Below are 20,740 nucleotides of genomic sequence, written 5' to 3'. Positions count from 1 at the left end.
GACGCACGACGCTATGACGCATGACGTTATGACATTATGCCTGACTTACCGCATATTCGTGGAAGACCTTCATAAGCTTCTTGGTGATCGGTCCTGGTGTTCCATCGCCTATCGGACGCTTATCCAACATTGTCATCGGTATAACCTCTGCGGCTGTGCCGGTAAGAAACGCTTCATCAGCCGAATACAAGTCAAAGCGCGTATAGATTCCTTCAACAACTTTGATGCCCATCTCTTCGAGCAGAGCCATAGCCGTCTGCCGGGTTATACCCTCGAGGATTCCGAGGTGAGCGGCAGGAGTATTTACGACGCCGTTCTTTATAAAGAAAATATTATCGCCGGTGCACTCAGCCACATGGCCGTCTTCGGTGAGCATCAGGCCTTCGCCTGCGCCTGCATGGTTGGCTTCAAGCTTTGCCTGAATATTGCCGACGTATTTACCCAGCGATTTGATCCTGGGCTCCAGCACCTGCGGGTTCGCCACTCTGGTGGCCACTGTGACCACTTCGAGGCCGTTATCATACATCGACTGCGCGTAGAGAGAGAGCTTGTCGGTCGAGACAACGATTGTCGGCTGCCCCTTGACGTTTCTCGGGTCCAGACCCAGAGCCAGTCCTCGCGAGATGCTTACTCTTATATAGCCGTCGGTCACTTCATTCATTTCCAGAAGCTTTTCAACGCTGCCTGCGAATGCAGCCTGATCCATCGGCATCTGGATCCACAGCGCTTTAAGAGAGTTAAATATACGGGCTACATGCTCCTTGAGCTTGAATGCCTTGCCGTTATATGCTCTTATGCCTTCAAAAGCGCCGTCTCCATAGAGAAAGCCATGATCATAGATCGAGAGGTGTGCATCTTCGGAACGCACAAAATCGCCATTGAGAAAAACCCATTTATCCATTGAAATGCTCCTGATGATATTAGTATAACACACTCATATTCTCGTCACAAACAACGAGGCATGAGGGAAAACCCGATGTGAGCGCGTATGCTTTATTTCTATATCGCTCACCCATAGTCAAACAATCAAATAATCAATACAAAATCCCAAATACTAAATGTATTAGGCCCACCACATTTCGCCGGGCTGCTCGGTGATAATTGCTTCTTTAAGGAGGGAGACAGCCTTCTGGAAGCCTTCGTTGACCGACATCAGACCGTCTTCGTGTTCGATGGACAGAACAAAATCGTAGCCGACCGACTTGAGCGTGCTCACAATGTCCTTCCAAACCTTAAGGTCGTGCCCGTAGCCGATAGTGCGAAAGACCCAGCTCCTGCCCAGTACATCTCCGTAGTGTTTGGTATCATTGCAGCCGTTGATCGAAGTGTTGTGCTTATCAATAAGGCAATCTTTGGCATGTGCATGATAGATAGCGCCACCTAGCTTGCGGATAGCCATGCACGGGTCAACGCCGTTCCAGAAAAGATGACTTGGATCAAAGTTACAGCCTATGGCTTCGCCGCATGCGTCGCGCAGCTTGAGCATAGTCTCTACATTATATACACAAAAACCTGGATGCATTTCCAGAGCGACTTTGACGCCGTTATCCTTTAGGAATTTGGCCTGCTCGCGCCAGTATGGTATCAGGATTTCGTTCCACTGCCAGTTAAGTATGTCTACATAATCGGGCGGCCATGCGCATGTTACCCAGTTAGGTCCGGTAGCATTGGGCCCATCGCCGGGGCAGCCGGAAAAGTTGGCGACCACCTCGACCCCAAGCTCTCTTGCCAGCCGAACGGTCTTGTTGAACGTGTCGCGGTCTTTGGCGGCGAAATCTTTGTTTGGGTGGACGGGATTGCCGTGGCATGACAGCGCGCTGATCTGAAGCCGTCGTGAACTTATAGCGTTGAGCAGGTTCTTTTGAGCAGCAGAGTTTCCGAGAAGCTCATCGACATTACAGTGCGCATTTCCCGGATAATTGCCGCAGCCCAACTCGACCATCTGAACGCCGGAGGCTGCTATATAGTCAAGAGCCGCCTCGAACGGCTGCCCGGCAAAAAGCACTTCAAACACGCCTATCTTCATATTATATATTCCGGCCTCCCCATTTGATTGCCATTATGAGGAATTATAGTAACTTTATGTGCGTAAATCAAGTCATCATTGCCGATTGCTTGATTGGAGGATATACTGTCTTGTAATACTTCCCAGTAGAAACGGAGGATATGACCGATGAAAATCGCATTCTTTGGATCGAGCCTGGTTTCTGCACATTTTAACCCGCCTGCGGCTTATTTTAGGGGAATTATCCGAGCGCTGCATGATCGCGGACACTCCATTACATTTTATGAACCTGACGCATTCGACCGCCAACTGCATCGTGATCTGGACGAGCCTGACTGGGCGCGTGTGGTCGTATATTCGGCTGATGGCGAAGACGGTGTTCACAGTGCCCTGGACGACGCGCGGGATGCCGATGTGATTATAAAAGCGAGCGGGGTAGGGGTTTTCGACGAACTGCTTGAGGCAGCAGTTCCTTGCATGAAGCGGCCGAATTCTATATGTGTCTTTTGGGACATCGATGCGCCGGGCACACTGGACCGCATTGAAAAGAGTCCGAATGACCCTCTTCGCGCACAAATATCTAGATATGACCTTATACTTACTCACAGCGGCGGAGATGCGGTACAAAACGCATATGACGTATTAGGCGCACGAAAGTCCGTTCCGATACACGATGCAATTGATCCGAAGGTTTATCACCATGTCAGTCCTGAAGAAAGATTCAAAGGCGATTTGGGTTTTTGCGGTGACAGGCTGCCGGGCCGTGAGATCCGAGTAGATGAGTTCTTTTTCGGCGCTGCACGGGAAATGCCTTATGCCAAGTTTGTGCTTGCCGGAAGCGGGTGGGGAAGCAGACATATGCCTGATAACGTGAAACTGGCGGGAGAGATATATTCATGGGATATCAACGCATTCAACAGCACCCCAGTCGCAATTCTAAATGTCGCATGGGAGGCTGTGGCGCATTACGGTTTTTCACCTGCTGCGCGAGTATTTCAGGCTGCCGCGACTGGCGCCTGTATTATCAGTGAGCGTTGGGACGGTCTGGAGAAGTTTTTTGAGCCGGGAAAGGAGATTCTGACGGCCCAGAGCGGAGTCGAAGTAGCCCATCATATGCGTGAGCTGAACCCATCTCGTGCCCTTCTGATAGGCAGGGCTGCACATGAGAGGGCTATCGCCAATCATACTTACGCTCACCGTGCTGTGGAGGTAGAGACAGCGCTTAGCTGCTGAATTGGTTAAGAACCACGGCAATAACGAACCAAGCGTGTTAGCGGTTGAAACAAAAACCATGTGAGGTCGGATTTTAATCTTGTGGTGGGGACGATGAGAGTCGAACTCATATGAGCGTTAAGCTCACTTGGCCCTCAACCAAGCGCGTCTGCCATTCCGCCACGTCCCCATGGCAGATATATTTTACTATCGGATGCTCTGAACGTCAACACTTTTTTTAGCTGATCTTGACCGCAGTAAACACATTAAAAGGAATTGAGACCTCCGGCGGCGAAAATATAGGCATCGTCGGTTGTGGCTGACCCAAAGTCCATAACGCAAATCAACATGCACATAATCCTATTCATATAATCAATATTAAATATCAGATACAAAATGATTATTGTTGGCGTATTGCTTGCCTGCGCTTTTTTGATAATGATTGCACATTGGTGGTCGGAGGGAATGATCGAGTTCTCGGACGCAGTTATCCTTGCGTCTATTTTGTGCTGGACATCGCTTGGGCTGGCTAAAGCGCATACATTTTGGCAGTGGGTGGTTGCTTTCTTTCCACTTGCCGGTGTCGGGGGGTATGTGGCCTATTCGTTCAGGATAGGCGGCATGAGATCTTTTTATAAGGGCCAGATGGATAAATATGTGGACACAGTGCATATAGATCCCACCAATGTCGCCGCCAGGCAATATCTGGCAGATACTCTATACAAGCTGGGTGAGCTTGACCGATCAATAGATGAGATGCAGGTTGCAGTCGATATGGGCGCGGGGATGGAATGCGAGTACATGCTTGCGGCATGGTCGCGGGAGCGCCATATAAGAGACACTGTGAACCCATACTGCAAGATATGTCTTGTCGACTATCCCAGCGGCACGCGTGTCTGCAAGAAATGCGGATCGCATCTGTCATATCAGAGTTCGTTCAGCAGGTGGCTCTCCGGCGGCAGTGCGCCGGGAATTCGCTATTATATACTTTTACTCTTTGGTGTTGCTTTGGTCGGTATATCGGTGATGCTGCTGCCGCTCAAGTATGCGCTCATTCCGGCTGCGCTGCTTTGTGCGGCGATGATCGGGTGGTCGATGATAAGTTCGGCTCGATCATAAAAACAGCCCCTGCTTTTCGTTTGAACGCTTTCAGCGGTCGGGTAAGCTAATAATGAGCCACAGTAGTGACCTCACAGTCATTATGCTAAGGAGGTACACGACAGTGAATAAATCGCCGGTTACCATCAGACGCAACGTTGAATCATACACCGACCCTTATATCGACGAGGAGTCCATAGAAGAGAACAGCATTTGTGGAAAGTGCGGCTTTGTATATACGGCTGGGCGCTGGTATACGCAGGCTGATCTGACTAAAGAAAAAAGAGCTGAAGGAATTCAGCATGAAACGTTGTGCCCGGCCTGTAGGAAGCAGAGAGACCATGTTCCAGGCGGCATACTAAAGTTGAGCGGCAGGTTTATAGACGCTCATAAAGATGAAATTTTGAGCCTTATCCGCAATGAAAGCAATCAGGCGCTTGCTGATAATCCTTTGCAGAGGATCATGAGTCTGGAGACGGTAAGGGGCGGCATCGAGATAGCGACGACAAATGAAAAGCTTGCACAAAGGTTAGGCAAGGCGATACACAGGGCATACAGAGGCAGCATTGAATATAAGTGGCCTGGAGACGATAAACTGGCAAGAGTAAACTGGCACAGAGATGCATAATATCTAACTTCTAGATTTAGGGGGTATGGCGCGTTGAATATGATGGACCTTATTAAAAAATCAATGAACTTTGGCCTTGGTGCGGCGGCGCTGAGCGCAGAAAAGCTCAAGCAATTCGCGGATGAGGCCGTCTCCAGGGGTGAAATGAGCTCTGATGAGGCAAAGCAGTTCGTCGATGATGTCACCAAAAAGGCTGAAGAGGAGAAGAAGTCCGTGCAGGAGTGGCTGCGTGAGCAGATGTCGAAAATGCTCCAGCAGGCTGGAGCCGCCGAGTCGGCAAAGGTGATCGAGCTGGAGCAGGAGATAGACATGCTTGAAAAACGCCTCAGCCATCTTGAAAAGCAGGTCGAAGAGATCGGCATTGTGTGTCCTTCCAAGTGCGAATAATATTGGTTGATGATGTTGATCGGGCCGGATGCTTTCCGGCCCGAAATAAATTCAGCGCTTGATACATTTCGAGAGTGAATATTCCCTGATTAATGTAGATTATCGAGGGATATGAGTATCCGAAGCCCTTCATTTGAGCAATATAGTGCAAGCTGCGGGAACTTGTGAACGTTGAATATTGGGGGAGTAAGTGAAAAGCGTCATTCCCGCAGCATAGGAAACAGTAAATATCATGTTGATCATCATTTGGACTATGTGGGGTTCTTTAGTCCTGATACTATTACTCAACTTGCCATGGCTTATACACATGACTCGCAATGAAGTAAGGCAGTCGGGCATACGTGTTTTATTGAGAACTCAAAATGTCTGTCTCTCGCCTGGTGTACATTTAGGAAATGAAGAACTACGTGAGATAGCTTCTAATGTAGTCAAGAAATGGCGCGTGTGGACGCCGCATTATCTGCAGGCAAGTGAACGAGAAAATATAGATGTGAGTCGATTAGGCAGCAAGCAATTCAAGATTGTTGTAGCATGGAACTTTATGTATTCTCTAAAGATACGTGATGTTGAGGGCATCACTGTTCTCAGTGTTTCTAGAATGCCTGTTTTCCGTCTGATTATCCCGTTGGCATTAGGTGCATCAGCAGGATTTTGCCATAATAGCCCGTCCGCCTGTTTTACCGGTATATTGGGACTTGTTATAACTTGTTGCACCGATCTTGGGGGCTTAGGAAGTATGCTGGCAAGAGATCTACAACATGCCGCGGAACTCAGAGTTAGTGAATATCGTTGAAATAGCGTAAATCGCCATTCTCGCGGCATACAAAAATGTTGCGATTTCAAATTGCAGAGTTTTTTGCGGTCGCGATCAGATATCGCGCCCGATCATTGGGTATAACTGAGTGGTGTCTGTTCCGGGCTCTCCACTCTCAACTCTCCGCTCTCCACTTTAAGGAGTAAATAATTGTTACTCGACAAAAGCCGCCGGCATCTTCAGCGATACCGGCAGATAGCGAGAATTCTGGCCAAACACGGCTGGGGCTGGATGGTCGGCAGGCTTGGTCTTGCTGAGCATCTGGGTAAAGTCCCGCATATTCAGGAGAAAGTCGGTGCTCCTGCTCATATCCGCGAAATACTCGAAGAGCTGGGTCCGACTTTCGTCAAGATGGGCCAGATCCTCTCAACACGTCCCGACATAATCCCCGAGCCGTATATAAGTGAGTTAGCCAAGCTTCAGGATACGGCGCCGACGGTCGATTTTGCGCAGATTCGAGAGGTTATCGAGTCCGAGTTCGGAATTGGTCTTGAGGAGCTGTATAAGGAGTTCAGTGTCGAGCCGCTTGCTGCAGCATCTCTTGCACAAGTCCACTGCGCCAAACTTCTCGACGGCACGCAGGTGATCGTAAAAGTCCAGCGGCCTCATATACGCGATGTTGTCGATACGGATCTGGAGATCATGTACAAACGCGCCCAGTTTCTGGAGCAGCATTGGGAGAGGGCTCGTACATACGGCATTCTCGATATTGTGGATGAGTTCGCAATCACGATACGCGAGGAATTGGATTATAGCCGCGAAGCCAGAAATACGGATCGCCTTCGTGAGATCATATCGGACGAGCGACATGTGCATGTTCCGCACGTATACTGGCATCTGACGACCGGAAAAGTGCTTACCCTTCAGGCAATCGACGGCATTAAAATAACGGAAGTCGCACAGAACCCGATTCCAGGCGTGGACAATAAAGAACTTTCAAAGCGTTTTGCCGCGTCTTTCTTTGAACAGGTCTTTGTCGATGGATTTTTTCATGCTGATCCGCATCCTGGTAATGTACTGGTCACAAAAGAGGGTGAAATTGCTCTGCTCGACTGTGGTCAAGTAGGTCATCTCGACCCAGAGAACAGGGCGGGCGCGATCAGGATGCTGATGGCCTTTGAGCAGCAGGATGCGCGTATACTTGCCGACGAGATACTTAATCTCGGTATATCTCAAAATGAGGTCGATGTTCGCAGATTTACTCAAGACCTGGGCAAGGTGCTGCGTTCGTATTATAATGTCCCTGCGCGTTCTGTAAATATGGGTCAACTGCTGACCCGTGTGCTGAATGTTTCGGCGAGTTATAAAGTCCGTCTTCCGGCAAGTTTTGCCGTGTTAGGCAAAGTGTTTGCCAACGTGGAGGGAATTTGCCGCCAGCTCGACACGGACTTCAATTTTACGGAGGTAGCCCGGGGCTATGTGGGGAAGGCTGTAAGGAGCGAACTGCGTTCCGAAAACAATGTAACCGAGCTCTTTCGCGCATTGGTAGCTGCCAGAGACTTTCTATTTACTCTGCCGGAACATCTTGACAAGCTGGTCCGTAAGGCTGTTGAAGGGACACTGCGTGTCGAGTTCAAGCATCAGGGGCTTGATGAAGTCTCGCGCACATTCCAGAGCGCAGCAAATCGCATATCCATAGCACTGATTGTCGCGGGCACGATTGTAGGCTCATCGCTGGTAGTCACTGCGGGAAAGGGGCCTGTTTCACTTTTCGGCCTGCCGACTCTTGGCGTGCTCGGCTATATAGTAGCCCTGGTATTCGGCGTCTGGCTGATAGTGGCGATAATGCGGTCCGGTAAGCACAAGTAAGACACTACAATAACAGGATGGGTGAGTCATTGATACTCCGCTACTTTGCTGCAGTTATTTTCTTGGCTATCTGTATTTCGTCGCCTCTGGCTGCGAGTGGGAAGTTGACTGTCGATCCGAACTCAGGTCAAATGGCCGCATCGGAACCGATACTCACAAGTGACGATGTCGCGCAAAAAGTGACATATGAGGCAAGACGGAAGACTGTTTTGTCGATACTAGCCGATCTGAGCAAAATGACGGGCGTCAAGCTCTATGCCGGTTACAACAATCTAGACTGGCAGGTACGCGACCGCAAAATGAACATTTTTGCTAAGGATATTCCACTTGCGAGCCTTATGAACTCGATTGCCGGTGTGATGAAGTTTAAGTGGAGCAAGAGTGATGACGGCGGCGTAGTTAGTTACAGATTATATATGGATCGCAAGACTCTGCTGGGCGCGGATCGCCAGAGGTTTATTGAAGAGGAGCGTCTCAAAAAAATAGAAACAGAAGGGCGCGCTAAAGTCCTGGACGATCTTACAACGGCGTCTACTATGAATGCTGAGGAGATAGAAAAGCTCAAGAACGATAATCCATTACTTTATATGCAGTGCAAAATGGGATATCAAGAACTGCTGCCGGCTTTATTCGAGCAAGTCCCTGCGGCTAAACAGGCATGGCTTTCCGGTGAGATGCTGCGGTTGAATTCTTCTGACATGTCTCCCGAGGTCCGGCAGTCTATACTGAATGTTCTTCAGGCCAGAAATACCATTACCAAAGAACTCACAGGTAAAGGAGCAGACAGACCGGTAAGCGCTTCAGATAGTATTGATCAAACTGCAATTTTAATCAACTATGCAAAAGAGGTAATGGGGTATAGAGGCGACACATATATTGGTGATGTATATCTTTCCTGCCAGGGAAAAGATGGAGCCTATGGTCTATTTAGGAGTCCGGACGATGAATCTGCAAAAGCAAAAGCTATAGGTGAGATTCAGATGTTGGACGGCATGACTGTCAATCCAGATCAGATGAAACCTAAGGATGAGCAGAAGACGGATTTCGGAGAGCCATTGATCGAGCATGAAGCTGATCCTGCTCTGGATGTGAAGGTGAAGCTGAACATGGAGGGGAGCAGTTTTGTCGATCTGTTGGCAGCGCTGGCAACAGCATCCGGATACACGATTGTCTCTGATAGTTTTTGGTCCTATTCCAAGTATCAATATTCCAAAGATGTCGATAAACGACTTAAAGATATTTTATATGTGATCGAGTCCAGCCGCCACAACTGGCAAAAGCAGGGCTCAATTATCGAGTTCAGAGACAGAGACTGGTTCAGAAAGCGCGCTGCACAGATTCCCGAGGCATGGCTGGAGGCGTGGCGTAAAAGTTTGAAGAACACAGGCACACTGGATATAGACCAGCTTGGCCAGATTGCGGCGCTTGACTACGACCAGTTTTCAGAAAATATACTGCCTGATGAGATTCTTGGAAACGTGGATATTCCGTTATCCTGGCTGACTTTCAAAAGTGGTGATACAATTAGAGCCTGTGCCTGCCTGAACGAGGTTCAAAGTGCTGCTTTCTATTCAAAGGAAGGGCTTGACCTAAGTACAGTGATGCCTGCTCAGTTTGATACAATATCCAGGGTCTTTCGTGGTAAAGCAGCATTTACGAAAGATCCTTATGCAGATATCAAGCTTCGTGGCAGGCGTGAGCAGGTAGGAAAGCAATTCAAATACACCCTGACAGCCACCGCTAGCGATATCGGTTCTTCCATAACATATTCGTTTATAACACCCAAATATTTACCGCCAAAGATTGAAGAACCAAAAGACAATAGGCCAAAAGAAGACAAAGGCCGGCAATAGTATCTAGTTTGGAGTAACATATTATCAGTCATGAGCAGTTTAACACACGCCGAGGTCGATCTCTCGGCAATAAGAGACAATATAAAAGCAATACGCGCACGTGTCGGTGAGCGCGTTAAGATAATGCCTGCAGTCAAGGCAAACGGATATGGTCATGGCGCAATTCAGGTCAGCCGGGCATGCATGCAGGCAGGAGCGGATGCGCTGTGCGTTTCATGCGTGGAGGAGGGGATTGAGCTTCGAGATGCGGGTCTGGATGCGCCGATACTTATACTCGGCTGTTCACTGCACGACGCCGCAGAGCCTATCGTCGAGTATGGAATATCCACCGCGCTCTGCGATCTTAACTTTGCAAAAGCACTTTCCAGCGCATCGGCCAAGATCGGCAAAAAGGCGTCGGTCCACATCAAAGTTGACACAGGAATGGGCCGCATTGGCGTGCGCCCGGACGAAGTTGTCGATCTGGTCAAAGCAGCCGCATCCCTGCCTGGAATAAAAATAGATGGAATGTTCACTCACTTCCCCTGCTCGGACGAAACGGACAGATCATTCACGCTTTCACAGATCGAGACATTCAGGCAGACAGCAATACGTCTCAAACACATCGGTATCGAGATCCCGTTGCTGCACACATCCAACAGCGCGGCCATCCTTGCGTATCCCGAGGCCTATTTCAATGCCGTGCGCCCGGGTATTATGGTCTACGGCTACTATCCGTCTAATGAAGTGGTAAAGAGTATCCCTATCCGTGAGGCTCTGACGCTTAAGAGTCGCATTGTCTTTCTTAAGGAAGCCGAGCGCGGCACGAGCATCAGTTATGGCCGCACGCATATACTAAAACGCCGGTCAAAGATTGCGACCGTCCCCATCGGTTACGGCGACGGCTATTGTCGGTACTTCTCAAACAAAGCCGAGGCGGCGATAAATGGGGTCAGAGTGCCTTTGATCGGGCGGGTGTGCATGGACCAGTGCATGTTTGATGTCACAGACGTCCCGGATGTCTCTGTCGGCGATGAAGTAGTTTTCTATGGCGGCGGATATGATTATCTGAGTGTCGCGCGCATAGCCGATATGATCGGCACTATATCTTATGAGGTTCTGTGCGATATCGGTCAGCGCGTCCCGAGAGTCTATCTGAATGAGTGACTCCTTTTTCTATGCGGTAAGCGGGCAAGAATGCCCGCGAAGATTAGTCGGAGGCAGGAACACCCCCGACCATCGTGTAACTTAAAACTCGTAACCCAGACAATCAGGTAACCCATAACTCACAACTCATAACCCATAACTCATAACGCAGGTAAATATGAATATAGCAGTAATCGGATCGGGAAGCTGGGGCACTGCCTTGGCTGTAGTGTTAGGTAAAAAAGGATATAATGTCAGGCTTTGGAGCAGGCGCAGGGAGCTAGCGGACGCTATTGAACGCGACCGTCAGAATACGCAGTATCTGCCGGATGTCCGGCTGCCTGAGACAGTCGTGAGCACTTCGTGTTTTGACGAAGCGCTGAACGGAGCAGACGCTGTTGTTCTTGCGGTGCCCAGCACGGGCGTACGCGAAGTGGTTTCTGCAATCCGCGGCAAGATCGACGCCGACACACTTCTGATTCACGCGGGTAAGGGCCTTGAGAGCGAGACCGGCTTGAGCGGTTCGGAAGTGATCTCAGAGGTCTTGGGCGATGAGATCGGCAGAGGATGCGTAGCATTATCAGGTCCGAATTTGGCAGTGGAGCTTGCGCACGATATACCCACCGCGACCGTTGTCGCGTCTTTCGACATGAACCGCGCCGCAAAAGCGCAGGAGCTTTTCTCGTCGCAGAGCCTGAGGGTCTATCGCAACCCGGATATTATCGGCGTAGAGCTTGGCGGCGCGCTGAAGAATGTCTTTGCCATAGGCGCGGGGATATCCGACGGCATGGGTTACGGCGACAACACCAAGGCTACTCTTGTCACTCGCGGCCTGGCTGAGATGACCCGTTTGGGAGCGGCTCTCGGAGCAGACCCAAAGACATTTACGGGCCTGTCCGGCTTTGGCGATCTTATGGCTACATGCGCAAGCCGTCTCTCTCGCAATTTACGTCTAGGTTTGATGTTGGGGCAGGGGAAAGGGCTCGATGAGAGTTTGCATGCTCTCGGTCAGGTCGCCGAAGGCATGCCCACATGCGAGGCTGCATATCTACTAAGCAAAAAACATGGCGTCTACATGCCGATTACCGAGCAGATCCATGCAGTCCTGTCCGAGGGCAAGTCACCAAAACAGGCAGTTTATGACCTGATGTGTCGTGATCAGAAAGATGAGCTGAGTTAGCTCATTTTTCGTGTATGATGGTCTGTGCCCAGTTGACAATATTCTCGGCAATTCGCAGCGCTTCCAGGTATTCTTCCTCAGTTACAGGTTCGAATTCGCCGGGATATCTTGTAGCAACCGCATAAGGATTGAGAAATACTGATTCGGCCAGGACAGGATTATCTGAGAGTTCTTGCGGAAGAATATCGATCAAGGGCTGAAGATTGTGCGTGAACGGAAAGTCGATTCCAACTTTCAACAAGACAGCCTTTATGCTTTTTTCTACTGCTTGCTGTGCATGGAAGCACAATTGTTCATACATTCCGCCTTGAGGCAGTGTTATCTTTGCAATCGCAAGGTCGGCGCAGGCTGTATCCAGCCATCTCAATGGTGAATCTGCTCGATCTGAGTTATGCTGCATATAGCTCTCGCCCTTCTTTAATTGCCTCACGATATACCAAACCCGGTGAGCCGCCATATAGTTCTAAGTCTGATGGTGTTGCGACAACAACATCGACTGGAATGCCAAAGCCGAGCAAACGACTGTATATATGCTGCGCTGACTTTCGTCTGTGCATACCTTCATTCACAACGACCAGAACATCGATATCGCTATAAGGCCCAGTATCGCCCCTAGCGGTTGAGCCGAACAGGATGATGCGCAGAGGCTCAACAGCTTCCACGATTCGCTTTACCAAATCGGCAATCTTATCATCTGTGAGCATTGGTACAATCTCCTCGCGCAAAAATAGGCCCATTGGGTCTAATAATCCTCGACAGCATTATAGCATATGTTTTCCCTCGTACATATACCGGAACTAATCAAAATTTGGCTTCGTCATATTAACAACTACCCTCAATGGGGTATATAAGTTAAGGATGTGCTTGCAGCCGGGCGAGTCCGGTAGGTCACACCACTAATGCGCAACTAGCGGGCGGTCGGGAAACCGGCCAGGGGGCAGTGGAAAGAGGTATAACTATGCGTTGCAGGTGTGGAAATGAGATAACACATGTTCCGGAGCACCTTCGTGATCTGGCGAACTGGGTGTGTCAACAGTGCACTAACGTTGCTCCGAAAGCAACTGCGGTTGCTGATGAGGAGAAGAAAAGACAGGCTGTTCTGTCGCAAAAGAAAAAGGCAGCATAAAATCTTACAAGAAAGTAGACCGATAAAAGACTTGGGGGTTCGTCCAAATGGGCGGACCCCTTTTCGCTTAGGTAGTTAGGACTTGTTCTCTCAACCATTATTTCATCCAGTTTAGCTACTCGATATAGTGAATCTCCATTCCACTGCACGCGTAATTACTCTTGAGCCTCTGGGTTATGGCGATCATGCCGGGTCTTTCTGTCTCGAAATGGCCTGCGTCGATAATAGCCAGCCCATATGCGTTTGCGTCCAGTATGTCGTGATGCTTGGTGTCGCCGGTTACAAATACGTCCGCTCCGGCGCTCAGCGCATCTTTGAAGTGCGATGAACCGCTGCCCCCCAAAACCGCGACCTTTCGTATCGGTTTTTTGAAGTCGCCATCCACTTTCAGGCATTTCACAGCCAGATCAGTGCGCACCTTCTCGGCAAAGTCCTTAAGGCTCATCTCGCGTTCAAGCGTGCCGACGCGTCCGTAACCGTATATAATCGGGTCGTTTGCGAGCTGATAGAGATCATATGCGACCTCATCATACGGGTGCTTTTCTATCATAGCTTCCACTACATTATCCAGCCACGACTCCGCACATATCATTTCAAGCCGATATTCTTCGACCTCTGCAAGTTTGCCTATATCACCCACATAGGGCTCGGCCATCGGCAGCGGCACGAACGACCCTGTCCCGCTCACACGGAAGCTGCAGTGAGTATACTGGCCTATCCTGCCCGCTCCGGCCTCGGCCATGGCGTTGCGAACACTCTCCACGGCTTCTTCCGGGACAAACGTTACTATTTTATAAAATGCATCCTGCTTGCGGTTTGTAAGGGGCTTGCACCCGTTGACGCCAAGCAGATCAGCCAATATATCGTTTATACCGGCGGGTGCGGTGTCGTAGTTTGTGTGCATTACATAGAGCGCTGTGTCGGCCTTAATAAGCTTGATCACGCGATCAGCAACTATTTCACCGGGCGACAGCGACCTGAGAGGCGCATATATCAGCGGGTGGTGCGCGACTATCATGTCGGCTTTCATCTCCAGAGCGCAGTCTATGATCCTGGGCGATGTGTCGACACATACGCAGATTTTCGTTACACCGCGGCTCTTATCTCCCACATGCAGCCCGATAGGGTCACCATCTTCAGCAAGATCTGGCGGCGCCCAGGTTTCCAGTTGTTCTATTATGTCGGCTATAATCGGCATCAGCGAACCTCCGCTCTTATGTTCCCCTTTTTGGCTTCAAGCACCTTCTCTGAGATAAAAGCCAAATTACCTTGTAGCTTGCCACATTATTGATGGAATGATTTATATAGTGCACAATTTCCGGAATTAACGCTCCAAGGAAGGTCTTTTTGCCTGATGTTTGTGCTCGTCGGAATAGGTATAGTATTCGCCAGTATTTTGGTGGGATATACAATGCACGGGGGCAAAGTTGCCGCCCTCATGCAATATACTGAGTTTATTATTATAGGCGGCGCCGGGTTTGGAAGCGTTGTAATAGCCTACTCTCTCAAAGACGCCATAGGTATGCTCACAGTGGGCATGAAGCTCATGAAGGGCAACCCATTCAAGAAGGAAGTCTTCCTCGAACTCCTTCAGGCTATGTATGAGTTTTTCATGGTCGGCCGCAAAGGCGGACTCATCTCGCTGGAAAAGCATGTGGAAAATCCGGAAGAATCCGAGATTTTCCAGAAATACCCATCGTTTCTAAAGAACCACCATGCTCTCAATCTCTTTGCAGACACGCTCAAACTGGTCGTAATGGGCGGCATCAGCGTCTATGATCTTTCGGATATGATGGATATCGACCTCGAAGCGCAGCATGAAGAAGCTATGAAGATGAGCGGCGTTCTCACTATGGTGGCCGATTCCATGCCGGGTTTCGGAATTGTGGCCGCAGTCCTTGGTGTTGTCATCACCATGCAGGCAATCGGCGGTCCGCCGGAGATCATCGGTGAAAAAGTTGCGGCAGCTCTTGTCGGCACGTTCCTTGGCATTCTTTTAGCCTATGGGCTGTTCGCGCCTATGGCAAAAGCCTGCGAAGCTATCGCCAAGTGCGAGGCGCAGTATCTGGCTTGTATCAAGAACGCTGTAGTGGGGTTTGCCAGAGGCGATGCGCCGCTGATATGCGTTGAGTTTGCTCGCCGAAATATCGAACCTGAGCTCAGACCCAGCTTCTCAGAGATGGAAGACACCTGCAGAGGCCGCAACAAAGCCGAAGGCGCAGAAGAAGCAAAGAAAGCCGCATAGCCGGAAAGAGAAAAGTAATTGGCTGAAAAAAATACAGCGGAAATCCGAGTGATTAAGAGGGGAAAAGCGCATGCCGGCCATCATGGCGGAGCATGGAAGGTCGCATATGCCGACTTTATGACTGCTATGATGGCGTTTTTCTTGGTAATGTGGATTTCCGGTATGAGCCAGAATATTAAAGAAGCTGTGGCCGGTTACTTCAAAGATCCTGTAGGTTTCATGAGCGCTGTCAATGGTGGTAAGTCGCCATTCAGTGTTTCTAACCTGGATAAAGGCGGACCTGGCACCAAACCTAAGGAACAGGCAGCGGAAAGAGTCCGTCTGGCAAAGACAAAACAGGCAATCGAAAACATTATCGCGGCAACCCCTGAGTTTAAAGAGGTAAAAAAATATGTAGAGATCAAGCTTGTAAACGAAGGGCTTGAGATCGACCTGCTCGATGCGGAGAAATCTCTGTTTTTCGACAGTGGCAGCGCTAAGATCAAGCCTGCTACAAAACAGCTTTTGGCGCGCCTGTCTGAAGAACTTAGAAAGCTGCCCAATAAAGTGATTATCGAAGGCCATACGGACAGCAGACCGCTGGCTCGCACTGACGGCTACACAAACTGGGAGCTTTCAGCCGACCGCGCCAACAGGGCAAGGCAGATAATGGAAGGCTCAGGCCTAAGGCAGAAGCAGATCGACCAGGTCCGCGGCTATGCTGCAACTCATCCGCGAGACCCTGCACACCCGGAGCATTTTTCCAACCGACGTGTGAGTATTATTGTTGTGATGGATGGTATGGGTGAAGTGCCTGCCGTCGGCACAGCAGTCGATAAGGCAGTGGGAACAAGCTCTAAAGGCGTTCAATCAGGCATAGACTCGTCAGACCCCATCGGCATGAGCGGCTCCAATTAATACTCAATCCTTGCACGTACATTCTCGTTTTGCTACCATGAATACAGCTAATCCACCTGTAACTGGAGCAAAATGACCGTCACTGACCGCAAATTTATCATATTCACCTGGGGCTGCCAGATGAACGAGGACGACGCCGAGCAGATAGCAAACCTTCTCATGAGCATGGGCTATTCGCCGACTCAAGATGAGCAGGAGGCCGATATAGCGATGCTCGTCACATGCAGCGTCCGCGAAAAACCTGAACAGAAGGCCAAAAGCAAACTCGGCATACTTCGCGAGATCAAAGCCGATAAGCCGGATATGATCATCGGGGTGTGCGGATGCATGGCCCAGCGCGAGGGCGAAAAGCTCAAAAAAGGCCGGCCATATCTCGATCTCGTAATTGGCACTGCTAATATTTGGCAGATCCCCAGCCTGATTCAAGAGGTTCAAAGCAATCGCAAGTTCAAACATGCCCTCGATCTGCCTGAGACTAAAGCCGATGCTCTGACGGTTCCTCCCAGAGTAGACAGGGCAGGGCAGGCTCTGAAGAGCTTTGTGCCTGTGATGTATGGCTGCAACAACTTCTGCGCATACTGTGTGGTGCCGTATGTTCGTGGTCGTGAGAGAAGCCGTCATCTGGCGGATGTCGTCGCCGAGGTCGAAAGACTGACATCAAACGGGCGCAAAGAAATCACTCTCCTTGGCCAGAATGTCAACTCATATGGGGCTACACTTGACGAGCATGTCGATTTTGCCGATCTGCTGCGTGCAGTGAGCGCCGTTCCCGGGATCGAGAGGATCAGGTTCACCACATCTCATCCAAAAGACCTTTCGGACCGCCTGATAGAGGCCATGCATGACCTGCCCAATGTCTGTGAGCACATTCACCTTGCCGTCCAGTCCGGCGATGACGAGGTCCTGCGGCGGATGAACCGCAAATATACATCAGAGCACTTTCGTGAGCGCGTCGCTGCTCTGAGAAATGCCGTGCCGGATATTGCAATTACCACCGATTTCCTGGTAGGCTTTCCTGGTGAGACAGACGAGCAGTTCGCAAACACTCTGCGCCTGGCTGAGGATATCCGGTTCGATGCGGCGTTTATGTTCGCCTATAACGTGATCCCAAACACTGCTGCCGAAAAGCTCGAAGGCCAGCTCACGAAGAAAGTCAAAAATGAGCGTCTTGGCCGCCTTATAGACATTCAAAATCGCATCACCTGTGAGATCAACGAGAGTCAGGTCGGCAATGTATACGAGGTTTTGGTAGAGGGAGTGAGTCAGAAGGACCGCACGCGAGTCACAGGCCTCACCCGCCAGAACAAGACAGTGAACTTCAAGGGTGATGCAAGCCTTGTCGGCAAGCTGGTGATTGTTAGAGCAACCGAAGGGCATTTGTACGGATATGTTGGGGATATCGTTTGATGGTTTGATCGTCTGATCGTGTATCGATATTGTCGATCAGCAATGTGGTTGGATTTCACGTCAAAGCTTTAGTCCTGTCATTCCGAACGAATGTGAGGAATCTGCTTTTGAAGCTCGTCGGATATGGTTATCACTATGGTTCAAAGCAGATTCCTTGTCGTTCATCTTTCTAAGAAAACGTCTATGTGCGGATGACAAACAAACGGTCTTATGCCTCCAGGTATCCTACCTGGAGGCCGGAGAAACCCTCCAGGAAAGATTCCTGGAGGGATAAACAAAAAAAGATTTCGTGCTTTCGCTCTTTCGTGTTTTCGCGATTAAATCTCTGGAGAATCTGATTGGACGCAAAAAAAGTAACTCCTATGGTGGCTCAGTATCAGGCCATCAAGGAGCAATATCCTGATGTTATACTGATGTTCCGCCTCGGCGACTTCTATGAGATGTTCGGGGACGATGCCGCCACTGCCAGCCGCGAGCTTGAGATCGTGCTTACCAGCCGGTCCCAGGGCTATGCTGTCGATGTGCCTATGTGCGGCTTTCCGCATCATGCCGTCGAGAGATATGTCGCCAGGCTTATATCCAAGGGCTATCGCGTCGCGATATGCGATCAGCTCGAAGACCCAAAAAAGACCAAGAAGATAGTTAAGCGCGGCGTCACCCGTGTAGTCACACCCGGCACAGTCCTCGAAGACGGCATGCTTGATGCAAAGGCAAATAATTATCTGGTCGCATTGGCCAGCGAGCCTGATATATACGGAGTGGCGGTGGTCGATATCTCCACGGGCGAGTTCGCCGTGACCGAGATCGACGCCAAGCACGGCTCTCAAAAGCTCATTGAGGAGCTTGGCAGGCTCTCTCCCGCCGAAGTTCTGATAAAGGAGATGGAGCTTGACCTTTCCGATCCGATACGCCGCACGACAGGCGCGGCAGTCACTCGATACGAGGACAACTCTATCTATCGCAAAGCCGCCAAGGAGATGCTAACCGAGCACTTCCACACGGATTCACTGCGCGGCTTCGGCGCTGAGGATATGACTGCTGGCCTCGAAGCGGCTGCAATGGTCCTGGATTACCTCAAGCAGACCAATGCCAACGCGCTGCAGTCCGTCTCTACTATGTCCACATACTCGACCAGCGGGTTTATGGTTCTGGACGCGGCCGCACGCCGAAATTTGGAGCTAACACACTCTATGTCCGCCGAGACTCGCGGCGCAAGCCTCCTTTCGATTATAGATAAGACCTGCACGGCGATGGGCGGACGCACCCTGCGCAAGTGGCTCGATCAGCCATTGCTGGATATCCGACAGATCAACAGGCGTCTGGATAGCGTTGAGGAGCTTTATAACGATGCAATGATGCGCGGCGAGGTCCGTGAGATACTGGGCGGCGTGCAGGACCTCGAAAGGCTGATGTCGCGAATAGTTGCCGAGAGCGCTAATGCTCGCGATCTGGTCGGTCTGGCGCTCTCACTTAAACAGCTTCCGAGGCTCGTAACCGCCCTTCAAAATGTATCGACAGAGCGCTTAAAGACTCTTTCGTCGGCAATCGAGTTTCTCGACCCGCTGGTTGAACTGATCGACAAAGCTATAGTGCCCGACCCTCCGATTCAAATCCGTGAGGGCGGGATCATCGCCGAGGGTTATAATACCGACCTGGACGAGCTTCGTCATGCCTCACGAGACGGCAAGAGTTGGATAGCAAGCCTGGAGGCCGGCGAGCGCGAGCGCACATGCATCAAGAACCTCAAGGTTGGCTATAATTCGGTCTTCGGCTATTATCTGGAGGTCACCAAGCCCAATCTAAGCTTGGTGCCCGAGGACTACATTCGCAAGCAGACCACCACCAACGCCGAGCGCTTCATTACTCCGGGTCTGAAGGAGATGGAGGCGAAAGTTCTGGGTGCGGACGAAAAAGCCGCCGACCTCGAATACAAAGTGTTTTGCGAGGTGAGGAGCTCCGTTGCAGATGAGGCTCTCAAGGTCGCAAAAGTAGCGCGGGCAGTGGCAGAGATAGACGTATTGGCCTCTCTTGCCGAGATAGCCTCTATAAAAGGTTTCGTAAAGCCGGTCGTTACCGACGGCGAGGAACTCAGGATCGAAAATGGACGCCATCCTGTGGTCGAGCACTTCATAGAGGAGCGCTTTGTCCCGAACGACACGCTGGTCAACTGCGATTCGGATGAACTATTGATCATCACCGGCCCGAACATGGCGGGCAAATCGACGTATCTGCGCCAGGTCGCGCTGATCGTGCTGCTGGCTCAGATGGGAAGCTTTGTCCCGGCGGATGAGGCTCAAATCGGCGTGGTGGACCGCATATTCACACGCGTCGGAGCACATGATGAGCTTGCCAGTGGCCAATCGACGTTTATGGTCGAAATGAACGAGACCGCCAACATCTTAAATAATGCCACACGCCGGTCTCTGATCGTGCTTGACGAGATAGGGCGGGGGACATCCACCTACGACGGCCTCTCGATTGCATGGGCAGTTGCTGAAGAAATCAACAAACTCAGCGCAAAGACACTCTTTGCTACGCACTATCACCAGCTCAATGACCTTGAAAAACAGCTCAAGGGGGTCAAGAACTATCGTATTGCAGTGCGCGAGGAAAAAGACCGGATAGTATGGCTGCGCAAGATCATGCCAGGCGGCACGGATAGGAGCTACGGTATAGAAGTCGCCCGGCTTGCCGGCTTGCCAAATGACGCAATCGAGCGGGCGAAAGAAATCCTCAAAGACCTTGAATCCAATGGTGCAGGCTCTAAAGCCACCGGCAAAGGCGCAAAAGTAAACGCCAAGCGCGAGACTCTTCAGCTTACTCTTTTTGAGGGTGAGAAGCACCCGGTAGTTGATGAGATCGAAAAGTTGGATATCGCTACCATGTCGCCGATTGAGGCTATGAATAAGCTCTATGAGCTGCAGAAGCAGATAGTGAAGAGTTGAGAGTGGAGG

At 50.5% G+C, this 20,740-nt stretch carries 19 protein-coding genes and 1 tRNA gene; 14 read left to right on the top strand and 6 right to left on the bottom strand.

All coding sequences use genetic code 11. From position 1 onward, the window contains the following. Positions 1-34: 34 nt before the first annotated feature. Together ilvE and ABFD83_05090 are read right to left on the bottom strand one after the other, a co-directional pair. A complete protein-coding gene (gene ilvE / locus ABFD83_05095; GenBank protein MEN6356444.1) occupies positions 35-901 on the bottom strand; it encodes a branched-chain-amino-acid transaminase in 867 nt (288 codons plus the stop codon). 162 nt (positions 902-1,063) lie between these two features. After that, entirely contained in the window at positions 1,064-2,026 is a 963-nt protein-coding gene (locus ABFD83_05090) for a sugar phosphate isomerase/epimerase (protein MEN6356443.1), read from the bottom strand. Between the two features lie 147 nt (positions 2,027-2,173). Here ABFD83_05090 and ABFD83_05085 point away from each other — a divergent pair, with 147 nt between their 5' ends. Beyond that, complete coding sequence (locus tag ABFD83_05085) at positions 2,174-3,238, top strand: glycosyltransferase (protein ID MEN6356442.1); 1,065 nt, start codon at positions 2,174-2,176, stop codon at positions 3,236-3,238. 82 nt (positions 3,239-3,320) lie between these two features. Here the strand turns inward: ABFD83_05085 and ABFD83_05080 are convergent. Beyond that, positions 3,321-3,407: transfer RNA gene (locus tag ABFD83_05080), tRNA-Leu, on the bottom strand. 206 nt (positions 3,408-3,613) lie between these two features. Here ABFD83_05080 and ABFD83_05075 point away from each other — a divergent pair. The 8 genes from ABFD83_05075 (at position 3,614) to ABFD83_05040 (ending at position 12,111) form a co-directional block, all read left to right on the top strand. After that, positions 3,614-4,336, top strand: a complete 723-nt coding sequence (locus ABFD83_05075; protein ID MEN6356441.1) for a hypothetical protein — start codon at positions 3,614-3,616, stop codon at positions 4,334-4,336. A 103-nt stretch (positions 4,337-4,439) separates the two neighbouring features. Continuing rightward, complete coding sequence (locus ABFD83_05070; protein MEN6356440.1) at positions 4,440-4,943, top strand: BCAM0308 family protein; 504 nt, start codon at positions 4,440-4,442, stop codon at positions 4,941-4,943. Between the two features lie 39 nt (positions 4,944-4,982). Then, entirely contained in the window at positions 4,983-5,330 is a 348-nt protein-coding gene (locus ABFD83_05065; protein ID MEN6356439.1) for a polyhydroxyalkanoate synthesis regulator, read from the top strand. Between the two features lie 232 nt (positions 5,331-5,562). Further along, positions 5,563-6,123 (top strand): hypothetical protein, encoded by a 561-nt coding sequence (locus tag ABFD83_05060; GenBank protein ID MEN6356438.1) that lies wholly within the window; start codon positions 5,563-5,565, stop codon positions 6,121-6,123. Between the two features lie 171 nt (positions 6,124-6,294). Next, a complete protein-coding gene (locus ABFD83_05055) occupies positions 6,295-7,953 on the top strand; it encodes an AarF/ABC1/UbiB kinase family protein (protein ID MEN6356437.1) in 1,659 nt (552 codons plus the stop codon). 29 nt (positions 7,954-7,982) lie between these two features. Continuing rightward, a complete protein-coding gene (locus tag ABFD83_05050; GenBank protein ID MEN6356436.1) occupies positions 7,983-9,806 on the top strand; it encodes a hypothetical protein in 1,824 nt (607 codons plus the stop codon). Between the two features lie 30 nt (positions 9,807-9,836). Beyond that, positions 9,837-10,952: an alanine racemase gene (gene alr / locus ABFD83_05045; protein MEN6356435.1), complete on the top strand. Its 1,116-nt coding sequence runs from the start codon at positions 9,837-9,839 to the stop codon at positions 10,950-10,952. A gap of 157 nt (positions 10,953-11,109) precedes the next feature. Continuing rightward, the gene (locus tag ABFD83_05040; protein MEN6356434.1) at positions 11,110-12,111 is read left to right on the top strand and encodes an NAD(P)H-dependent glycerol-3-phosphate dehydrogenase; all 1,002 of its coding nucleotides are present in this window, start codon (positions 11,110-11,112) and stop codon (positions 12,109-12,111) included. A gap of 1 nt (position 12,112) precedes the next feature. Here the strand turns inward: ABFD83_05040 and ABFD83_05035 are convergent, their stop codons facing one another. Then, the gene (locus ABFD83_05035; GenBank protein ID MEN6356433.1) at positions 12,113-12,478 is read right to left on the bottom strand and encodes a HEPN domain-containing protein; all 366 of its coding nucleotides are present in this window, start codon (positions 12,476-12,478) and stop codon (positions 12,113-12,115) included. Positions 12,479-12,500: 22 nt separating this feature from the next. Further along, positions 12,501-12,815 carry a nucleotidyltransferase domain-containing protein gene (locus ABFD83_05030; protein MEN6356432.1) on the bottom strand — a complete coding sequence of 105 codons (315 nt, stop codon included), beginning with the start codon at positions 12,813-12,815 and terminating at the stop codon, positions 12,501-12,503. Positions 12,816-13,069: 254 nt separating this feature from the next. Here ABFD83_05030 and ABFD83_05025 point away from each other — a divergent pair, with 254 nt between their 5' ends. Further along, positions 13,070-13,237, top strand: a complete 168-nt coding sequence (locus tag ABFD83_05025) for a hypothetical protein (GenBank protein MEN6356431.1) — start codon at positions 13,070-13,072, stop codon at positions 13,235-13,237. A gap of 115 nt (positions 13,238-13,352) precedes the next feature. On the opposite strand, the gene ABFD83_05020 is transcribed toward ABFD83_05025, so the two are convergent. Continuing rightward, complete coding sequence (locus ABFD83_05020; GenBank protein ID MEN6356430.1) at positions 13,353-14,435, bottom strand: Nif3-like dinuclear metal center hexameric protein; 1,083 nt, start codon at positions 14,433-14,435, stop codon at positions 13,353-13,355. 156 nt (positions 14,436-14,591) lie between these two features. On the opposite strand from ABFD83_05020, the gene motA reads away from it, so the two are divergent. The 4 genes from motA to mutS all read left to right on the top strand — a co-directional run bounded on the left by motA (position 14,592) and on the right by mutS (position 20,731). Next, on the top strand, positions 14,592-15,482 hold the full coding sequence (motA, locus tag ABFD83_05015) for a flagellar motor stator protein MotA (GenBank protein MEN6356429.1): 891 nt from the start codon (positions 14,592-14,594) through the stop codon (positions 15,480-15,482). Positions 15,483-15,500: 18 nt separating this feature from the next. Continuing rightward, entirely contained in the window at positions 15,501-16,379 is an 879-nt protein-coding gene (locus ABFD83_05010; protein MEN6356428.1) for a flagellar motor protein MotB, read from the top strand. 72 nt (positions 16,380-16,451) lie between these two features. Continuing rightward, entirely contained in the window at positions 16,452-17,786 is a 1,335-nt protein-coding gene (miaB, locus tag ABFD83_05005; GenBank protein MEN6356427.1) for a tRNA (N6-isopentenyl adenosine(37)-C2)-methylthiotransferase MiaB, read from the top strand. Between the two features lie 362 nt (positions 17,787-18,148). Then, complete coding sequence (gene mutS / locus ABFD83_05000) at positions 18,149-20,731, top strand: DNA mismatch repair protein MutS (protein ID MEN6356426.1); 2,583 nt, start codon at positions 18,149-18,151, stop codon at positions 20,729-20,731. Positions 20,732-20,740 lie beyond the last annotated feature (9 nt).

This window comes from Armatimonadota bacterium, from assembly GCA_039679645.1.
Taxonomy (GTDB): domain Bacteria; phylum Armatimonadota; class UBA5829; order UBA5829; family UBA5829; genus UBA5829.
This window is presented reverse-complemented; position numbering and strand designations above follow the sequence as displayed.

Coding starts and splice junctions, on each gene's coding strand:
- ilvE (MEN6356444.1), bottom strand. CDS start 901: ATGGATAAATGGGTTTTTCTCAATGGCGATTTTGTGCGTTCCGAAGAT.
- ABFD83_05090 (MEN6356443.1), bottom strand. CDS start 2,026: ATGAAGATAGGCGTGTTTGAAGTGCTTTTTGCCGGGCAGCCGTTCGAG.
- ABFD83_05085 (MEN6356442.1), top strand. CDS start 2,174: ATGAAAATCGCATTCTTTGGATCGAGCCTGGTTTCTGCACATTTTAAC.
- ABFD83_05075 (MEN6356441.1), top strand. CDS start 3,614: ATGATTATTGTTGGCGTATTGCTTGCCTGCGCTTTTTTGATAATGATT.
- ABFD83_05065 (MEN6356439.1), top strand. CDS start 4,983: ATGATGGACCTTATTAAAAAATCAATGAACTTTGGCCTTGGTGCGGCG.
- ABFD83_05060 (MEN6356438.1), top strand. CDS start 5,563: ATGTTGATCATCATTTGGACTATGTGGGGTTCTTTAGTCCTGATACTA.
- alr (MEN6356435.1), top strand. CDS start 9,837: ATGAGCAGTTTAACACACGCCGAGGTCGATCTCTCGGCAATAAGAGAC.
- ABFD83_05040 (MEN6356434.1), top strand. CDS start 11,110: ATGAATATAGCAGTAATCGGATCGGGAAGCTGGGGCACTGCCTTGGCT.
- ABFD83_05030 (MEN6356432.1), bottom strand. CDS start 12,815: ATGCTCACAGATGATAAGATTGCCGATTTGGTAAAGCGAATCGTGGAA.
- ABFD83_05025 (MEN6356431.1), top strand. CDS start 13,070: ATGCGTTGCAGGTGTGGAAATGAGATAACACATGTTCCGGAGCACCTT.
- ABFD83_05020 (MEN6356430.1), bottom strand. CDS start 14,435: ATGCCGATTATAGCCGACATAATAGAACAACTGGAAACCTGGGCGCCG.
- motA (MEN6356429.1), top strand. CDS start 14,592: ATGTTTGTGCTCGTCGGAATAGGTATAGTATTCGCCAGTATTTTGGTG.
- miaB (MEN6356427.1), top strand. CDS start 16,452: ATGACCGTCACTGACCGCAAATTTATCATATTCACCTGGGGCTGCCAG.
- mutS (MEN6356426.1), top strand. CDS start 18,149: ATGGTGGCTCAGTATCAGGCCATCAAGGAGCAATATCCTGATGTTATA.